Annotated in this window: 8 protein-coding genes; 2 read left to right on the top strand and 6 right to left on the bottom strand. The window is 64.8% G+C overall.

The features are described 5' to 3' along the window. Window positions 1-76 precede the first annotated feature (76 nt). Entirely contained in the window at window positions 77-874 is a 798-nt protein-coding gene (locus JT360_RS32585) for an ATP-binding cassette domain-containing protein (protein WP_214477469.1), read from the bottom strand. 336 nt (window positions 875-1,210) lie between these two features. On the opposite strand from JT360_RS32585, the gene JT360_RS32580 reads away from it, so the two are divergent. After that, a complete protein-coding gene (locus JT360_RS32580) occupies window positions 1,211-1,897 on the top strand; it encodes a cysteine hydrolase family protein (RefSeq protein ID WP_214477467.1) in 687 nt (228 codons plus the stop codon). A 6-nt stretch (window positions 1,898-1,903) separates the two neighbouring features. On the opposite strand, the gene JT360_RS32575 is transcribed toward JT360_RS32580, so the two are convergent. Further along, a complete protein-coding gene (locus tag JT360_RS32575) occupies window positions 1,904-2,845 on the bottom strand; it encodes an LLM class flavin-dependent oxidoreductase (protein WP_214477465.1) in 942 nt (313 codons plus the stop codon). A 138-nt stretch (window positions 2,846-2,983) separates the two neighbouring features. Then, window positions 2,984-3,139, bottom strand: coding sequence for a hypothetical protein (locus JT360_RS32570; RefSeq protein WP_214477463.1), 156 nt, complete (start codon window positions 3,137-3,139; stop codon window positions 2,984-2,986). 177 nt (window positions 3,140-3,316) lie between these two features. Between JT360_RS32570 and JT360_RS34015 the strand changes: the two genes are divergently transcribed. Next, the gene (locus tag JT360_RS34015; RefSeq protein ID WP_284732074.1) at window positions 3,317-3,439 is read left to right on the top strand and encodes a hypothetical protein; all 123 of its coding nucleotides are present in this window, start codon (window positions 3,317-3,319) and stop codon (window positions 3,437-3,439) included. Window positions 3,440-3,639: 200 nt separating this feature from the next. Here the strand turns inward: JT360_RS34015 and JT360_RS32565 are convergent, their stop codons facing one another. The 3 genes from JT360_RS32565 to JT360_RS32555 are packed head-to-tail and all read right to left on the bottom strand — an operon-like array spanning window position 3,640 to window position 7,147. Continuing rightward, on the bottom strand, window positions 3,640-4,584 hold the full coding sequence (locus JT360_RS32565) for an ABC transporter permease (RefSeq protein WP_214477461.1): 945 nt from the start codon (window positions 4,582-4,584) through the stop codon (window positions 3,640-3,642). Further along, window positions 4,581-5,636 (bottom strand): ABC transporter permease, encoded by a 1,056-nt coding sequence (locus JT360_RS32560; protein ID WP_214477459.1) that lies wholly within the window; start codon window positions 5,634-5,636, stop codon window positions 4,581-4,583. The genes JT360_RS32565 and JT360_RS32560 overlap by 4 nt, the downstream gene beginning before the upstream one ends. After that, complete coding sequence (locus JT360_RS32555; protein ID WP_214477456.1) at window positions 5,636-7,147, bottom strand: ABC transporter ATP-binding protein; 1,512 nt, start codon at window positions 7,145-7,147, stop codon at window positions 5,636-5,638. The genes JT360_RS32560 and JT360_RS32555 overlap by 1 nt, the downstream gene beginning before the upstream one ends. Between the last annotated feature and the right edge of the window lie 97 nt (window positions 7,148-7,244).

Here is a 7,244-nt window from a genome sequence, read left to right as displayed (position 1 = left end):
ACCAACGCCGCCAACAAACCATGTCTAGACAAGGGTTTCTTCCTTGTTCTCACAGCGGCTTCCCGCGTGCCGATCATCATTGCACATAGCCGACGGGTTGGCCGGTGACGGGGTGCGCGAAGACGCCCATCTCCACGCCGAAAATACCCTTGAGCACGTCGCCCCGCATGATTTCGCCTGGAGTGCCGCGCGTCAGCAGCTTGCCGTCCTTGAGCGCGATCAGCTCGTCGCAGTAGCGCGCCGCCATGTTGGGATCGTGCAGAACGACGACGACGCACAGGTCGCGTTTGCGGCTGAGTTCCCTGACCAGGCCCAGCACTTCGACCTGGTGGGCGATGTCGAGCGCCGAGATCGGTTCGTCGAGCAGCATGACGCCGGCATTCTGCGCCACCAGCATGGCCAGCCAGGCGCGCTGGCGCTCGCCACCGGACAATTCATCGACCAGCCGGTCGGCGAAATCGTCCATGTCGGTCAGCATAAGCGCCTCCTCGACATGCCGCCTGTCTTCCGGGCCGAAGCGGCCAAGCGCGCCATGCCAGGGATAACGCCCGAGCGCCGCCAGCTCACGCACGATGAGGCCGGTCGCCGCCGACGTTGTCTGCGGCAGATAGGCGAGTGCGCGCGCGAACTCGCGAGCACCCCATTGCAGCAGCGGCCGCTTGGCGAAAGTGATGGCGCCGGAGCTTGCCGGCTGCTGGCGTGCCAGAAGCTTGATCAATGTCGACTTGCCGGAGCCATTGTGACCGATCAGCCCATAGACGCGCGAGCGCTGCAGCTCGAGCGAGACCGGCCCGAGCAGCGTCCGGTCGCCGGCGGCAAACCGCACCGCGTCGATTTGAAAGGCAATCTGGGCGTCAGCTCCAGCCACGGTCATGGCTTTTCTCCAATGCGGCGCCCGCACATCCGGGAATCCGGCTTCGGCAAGTCGATGTCCGGGTGACTATAAAACATGATATCAATAGTCAAGATTGAAGATGACCTCAACGATCAACAAATCGGAGCGGCATGCAGAGGAGGAGGAACGCTTGAAATGGCATTCGCCTGTGGCGGATGCGGGCCAGTGTGGAACGCGGCAGGGACGGACGGCCCATTGCCGCTCGAACGTTTCCATGAGCGACCTGTGTGCCGGACTTTTCCGATCCGGATTGCAGCCGTTCTGTCTCTCGGCCGTAAAGACTCTAAGGTGAGGACGAGGACAGGAGAGCCAGTGATGATCAAGGCAACGCCTTTCGACTATCCCTATGACGGCAGGCTGGTGGCCGAAAACACCGCGCTGGTCGTCATCGACCTGCAGCAGGATTTCCTGTCGACCGCGGGCTACTTCGCCAAACAGGGATATGACCCCTCGCCGCTGAGGGCGATCCTGCCGACCGTGAACCGGCTGATATCAGCCGCGCGCAGCGCCGGCCTCACGGTCATCCACACAAGGCAGGGTTACCGGGCCGACATGGCCGACATGACGCCCTACGAGAAGTGGCGCCGCAAGCGCTCCGGTCTCGACGGCACCGACATCCTGCTGCGCTCAGGCGCGGGGTTTCAGATCGTTCCGGAGATCGATGTGGCGCCGCACGACATCATCGTCGACAAGACCTGCAACAGCGCCTTCACCTATACGGATTTCGAGCTTGTGCTGCGCGCCCAAGGCATCACGCATCTCATGTTTTCCGGCTGCACGACTGATGTCTGCGTCCACACCACGCTGCGCGAGGCCTGCGACCGCAATTTTCAATGCCTGACGATCTCGGACGCCTGCGCCAGCGGCGACCAAAAGGCGCACGGAGCGGCCCTGCACATGGTGACCGTCGAGGATGGCGTCTTCGGTGCGTTGACCGATTCCGCCGCCGTCATCGAAGGCCTGTCGCGGCTTGGCGGCAGGCCTGAACCAACAAGGGGCTGAAGCCTCTCAGCCCGCGGCGCGAGTCTCTGGCGCGGCGGGAGACGCATATGCTCCGGGCTGGAAGGCGTCATGTTCGCGGCGTGCCAGGGAGTTGCGCAGCAGGGCGATCGTTTCCCGGCCGACCGTCGCGATCTCGCGCGGCGTGTCGACGCCGACGATCATGAATTCGTCGATCCCGAGCCCGGCATAGGCAAGCAGCGACAGGGCGACCTGAGCGGGCGGCCCGGACAGGTCGACCGCCCTGTGGCCCGTGGCGGAAGCGCCCTGGTGGATCCTGACCGGAAGCGCGAAGCGAAGCTTGCCGCCCCGGCCATGTTCGGCGGCGGCACCGCGCACCCGCTCCATCAGCTGCCGGACCTCGTCGATCGAGCCCGGCGCCAGTTCGAAGACATCGGCATGCCGGCCGGCCACGTTCAGCGCCGTTCCAGATTGCCCGCCCATGCGGATGACGAGGTCGGCGCCATGAGGGCCCTTGCGCGGTACATAGCCGCCCTTGATGCTGTAGAATGCGCCTTCATGGTCGAAAGGCCGGTCGTTCGACCACAGCCGCTTCAAAAGCACCAGATATTCGTCGATGCGCTGCCAGATGACGCCATGTCCGACGGGCCGTGTCTCGGCATCATCATCGTTCAACGGTTCACTGATCATCCTGAGCGCCAGCCGTCCGCCGCTTTCCCTGTCGACCGATGCCAGTTGGCGGGCCGCCACCGTCGGTTCGATCACGCCGGCCCAGTGGGTGAGCACCACTTCCAGCGAAGCGGTGCGATTGAGGACCTGGGAAGCAAGATCCATGTTGGTCAGCAGCCCGGCCGAATCGTCGACGACGATTCTCTGGAAGCCGGCGTCCTCTATCAGTCCGAGCTTGGTCGCCGTCTCGGCGAAGTCGTAGAAGAAGGGCGCCGTGGTGTCGGCGGTCTTGCCGGGGACATGTGTAAATTCGATCGGCATTGTCATCTCCTCCATCGCTGGAATCATGGATGCGGTGAAATTCGAATCCCCGCCACGCGCAAGCGCACCGAGATCCGGTTCATTCAACTCCGATTGCCTTGATACAGCGGGGCAGCTAACCCCTGTCGATCTGGTGCCTCAGGGAATGAGGCCCAGGACGACAGCCCCGGTGAACACGAACGCAAGGGCAAAGACGAGATAGGCGAAAGCGCCGGCATAGGCCGGGCGAAAGGTCCGGGCATTGGCCAGCCTCTGGCCGCTGCTGTCAGTCTGAGCGTTCTGGATATAGGACATATCGACCTCCGTCTCGGCGGTTAATCTATAAAACTTGTAGACTTTGTCGATTGCTATTTTTCAGCCACAAGCAGAATGATTTTCCCCTATCCGGCGGAAAATTGGGCCAGGATTGCTGAGAGCGCCCTCTAGACAACCGTCCGACAGGGCAGCCCCGCATTATCCCAGGACGACCGAATGCCCCTATGCCCTTGTTCCCGCGGAAGACTGACCGGCAAGGTCGCCATCATTTCGGGCGGCGCCACGGGAATGGGCGGGGCGGCCTCGGAACTGTTCGCCGCCGAAGGCGTGAAACTGTGAAGCCGGCGCCGCCCCTCATCTGCCTGCCGGCATCTTCTCCCCGTAAACGGGGAGAAGGGCCGCAACGCCGCACCGAACTTGCAACGCTGAAAATTGGCGAAAGCGTCAAGGACAGTTGTCCTTCTCCCCGTCACTATACTGTCACTATACGGGGAGAAGTCCCCAGCAGGGCGATGAGGGGCAGCGCCAAGGCTGAAAGTCTACCGCTCCTCACGTCGAAATGGCTTCAGCAGCGCCGACGGCGCCACCGCGTTGCGCGACATGACAGCCATGGCGACGATTGTGAAGATGAAGGGCAGCATCAGGAACGCCTCGTAGGGGATGTGCCCGAGCCCGCTCGCCTGCATGCGCAATTGCAAGGCATCGACGAAAGCAAACAGCAGCGCCGCACCCGCCGAGCGCCACGGATCCCAGCGGCCGAACACGACCAGCGCGATCGCCACCCAGCCTCGGCCGGAGACGACGCCGAAGGTGAAGGCGTTGAACTGCGCCATCGACAGGAAGGCGCCGGCCAAGCCCATCAGCGCACCGCCGAGGATGACCGCCTGGAAGCGGGTTGCGATGACGCTGACGCCGGCCGAGTCGGCGGCGCGCGGGTTCTCGCCGACCATGCGGACCGACAGGCCCCATGGCGTGCGGTAGAGCACGAAGGCGGCGAGCGGGATCGCGATGATCGCCACATAGACCAGCGCGAACTGGTTGAACACCGCCGGGCCAAGAACCGGCATATCCGACAGCAGCGGAATCGGCAGCGTCGCGAATCCCTTGATGCTGGGCGGCACCGATTGCTGGCCGAAGATCAGCCGGTAAAGGAAATAGGCGAGGCCCGACGAGAACAGCGTCACACCGATGCCGCAGACATGCTGGCTGAGACCGAGCGCCACGGTGAACAGTGCGTGCAGCGCGCCCATCAGCATGCCGGTCAGCACCGCCACCAGCACACCGAGCCACAGGCTGCCGCTGAGGCTGGTGGCGGTGAAGCCGGTCATCGCGCAGAGCAGCATGATGCCTTCGATGCCGAGATTGAGCACGCCGGCCCGCTCGGAAAACATTTCGCCGAGCGTGGCGAAAGCCAGCGGCGTGGCGATGCGGATGATGGCGGCCAAAAAGCCGACTTGAAAGATCTGTTCCAGCACCACGCTCATGCGGCGGCCCCCACGCGGCGGATGCGATAGGCGGTGAACAGCAGCGCCACCAGCATGGCCAGCAATGCGGTGCCCTGGATGACATCACTGAGGAAGGCGGGCACGCCGGTCGCGCGCGACATCGCCTCGGCCCCTGTCATCACCGCGGCCAGAAAGATCGCCGCCGGCACCACGCCGAGCGGGTTGAGCCGCGCCAGCATGGCGACGACGATGCCGGAATAGCCGTAGCCCGGCGAGATGTCGCTCATGACCTGGAAATGCACGCCGCCGACCTCACCGACGCCGGCCAGCCCCGCCAGTGCACCGGACAGCAGGGCCGTCGAGAGCAGCACCCGCTCGACATGGATGCCGCCATAGCGAGCCGCCTCGGGGTTCTCGCCGGTGACCCGGATGCGGAAGCCGAGCGTGGTGCGCACGATCAGGAACCAGATCAACGGTGCCGCGATCAGCGCCACGACGACGCCGAGATGCAGCCGCGTGCCTTCGATCAGCACCGGAAAATTCGCCGAATCCTCGATCGGCGGCGAGATCGGATAGCCGCTGAAGCTATCCTTCCAGGGCCCTTCGATCAGCGCCATCAGGGCGTAGTAGATGACCGAGTTGAGCAAGAGCGAACTGACGACATCATCGACCTTGAATCTTACGCGCAGCGTCGCCGGCACCAGCGCGACGGCGGCGCCTGCCGCCGCTCCGACAATTGCCATCAAGAGCATGGCGAGCGGCCCGGGCATCGGGATCGCGCCAACGAAGCAGCTGGCCACCGCGCCGGCGAGCAACTGCCCCTCGGCACCGATATTCCAGAATTTGGCCCGGAAGGCGACGGCCACCGCTAGGCCGGTGAAGATCATCGGCGCCGCGCGCACCAGCGTCTCGGTGATGGCATAGCTGTCGCCGAGCGAGGCCGTGAACATCACGCCATAGGATTCGAGCACGCCGGCGCCGGCCAGCGCAATCAGGCCGCTGCACAGGATCAGCGTCGCGGCGATCGCCAGCAGCGGCAGGGCAAGGTTGAACCATGCGGGCGTCGACGTCCGGACTTCCAGGCGAAACATCAGCTGTGGCCCTCCGCCCCGGTCATCATCAGCCCGAGCCGTGCGATGGTCGCATCGGCGCTGTCCAGCGTGCCGGCGATACGACCCTCGTACATAACCGCGATGCGGTCGCAGAGTACCAGCAGTTCCTCGAGATCCTCGCCGATGACGATGATGCCGCAGCCCTTGGCCCGCATGTCAAGGAACTTTTCATGGATGAAGCGGGCCGCACCGATGTCGAGGCCGCGCGTCGGCTGTGAGACAACAAGCACCTTCGGATCGAAGGCAAGTTCGCGCGCCAGCAGCGCCTTTTGCAGATTGCCGCCGGACAGCGCGCCGGCGCGGGTCATCGGTCCAGGGCACCTGATATCATAGGCTTTGATCTGCGCCTCGGCGAAGGCGCGGATCGCATCCGGCTTGAGCAGGCCCTTGCTGCTGAACGCCGCCGTGCCGATCCGCGGCAGCACCATTGAATCGGCGAGCGGCAGATTGGTGACCAGCCCGGTCGTCATGCGGTCTTCCGGAATGCGGCCGAGACCGAGCGCCTGCACCTCGCGCGGCGAAAAACGCGTCACTTTCTGGCCGGCGATCGTTATCCGGCCGGCATCGGGCGCGCGCACGCCGGAGATCACCTCGGCCAACGCTCGCTGGCCATTGCCCGACACGCCGGCAATGCCAAGGATTTCGCCGGCACGGACGGCGAGCGACACGTCGCGCAGCGCCGTGCCCGAGTGCTTCGAGGTGGAAATGCCATCGAGCGTCAGCACTTCAGCGCCGGGTGCCGATGGCCCCCTCGCCGGCGGCACGATCTCGTGGCCGCACATCAGTTGCGCCATTTCAGCCGACGTCGTGTTGGCCGGGTCATCGACACGGCCGGCGACGCGGCCATGCCGCAGCACCGTGCAGCGATGGGTGAGCGCGCGCACCTCGTTGAGCTTGTGCGAGATGAAGATGATGCCGAGGCCCTGCGCCGCCATCGAGCGCAGCGCCGAAAACAGCCCGTCGACCTCGCTTGGCGCCAGCACCGCCGTAGGTTCGTCGAGGATCAGCAGTTTTGCACCGCGAAACAGCGCCTTGACGATTTCGAGCCGCTGCTGTTCGCCGACCGAAAGCGCCGAGACCGGCAGGTCGGGATCGAGCGTCAGCCCGTGCTGGCGGCCGATTTCAGACAGCCGCGCCAGCCCGCCGGCACGATCGATCCGCCCCGATTTGCCCGGGATGCCGATGAGCAGATTCTCCAGCACCGTCAGCCTAGGTGCCAGATGAAAATGCTGGTGCACCATGCCGATGCCGGCGGCCAGCGCATCGGCCGAACTGGAGATGCGAACCGGCCGGCCCTGGATCAGGATTTCGCCGGCATCGGGCGCATAGGCGCCGAACAGCACGTTCATCAGTGTCGTCTTGCCGGCGCCGTTCTCACCCAGCAGCCCGAGGATTTCACCCGGCGCGACGCTGAGGTCGACGGCCTCGTTCGCCTTGACGGCGCCGAAGCGCTTGGTGATACCGCGCATTTCGATGAGTGGGGCGGGCAAGGGTGCTCCTGCGGAGATGACTCTGCTTCACCCTCCCCCTTGTGGGGAGGGTCGGCTTGCGATCGAAGATTGTAAGACGGGGTGGGGGTGCGGCGCC

Source organism: Mesorhizobium sp. dw_380 (assembly GCF_018588885.1).
Lineage (GTDB): Bacteria > Pseudomonadota > Alphaproteobacteria > Rhizobiales > Rhizobiaceae > Mesorhizobium.
Note: the sequence above shows the minus strand (reverse complement) of the source record. Positions and strands in the feature narration are given on the sequence as shown.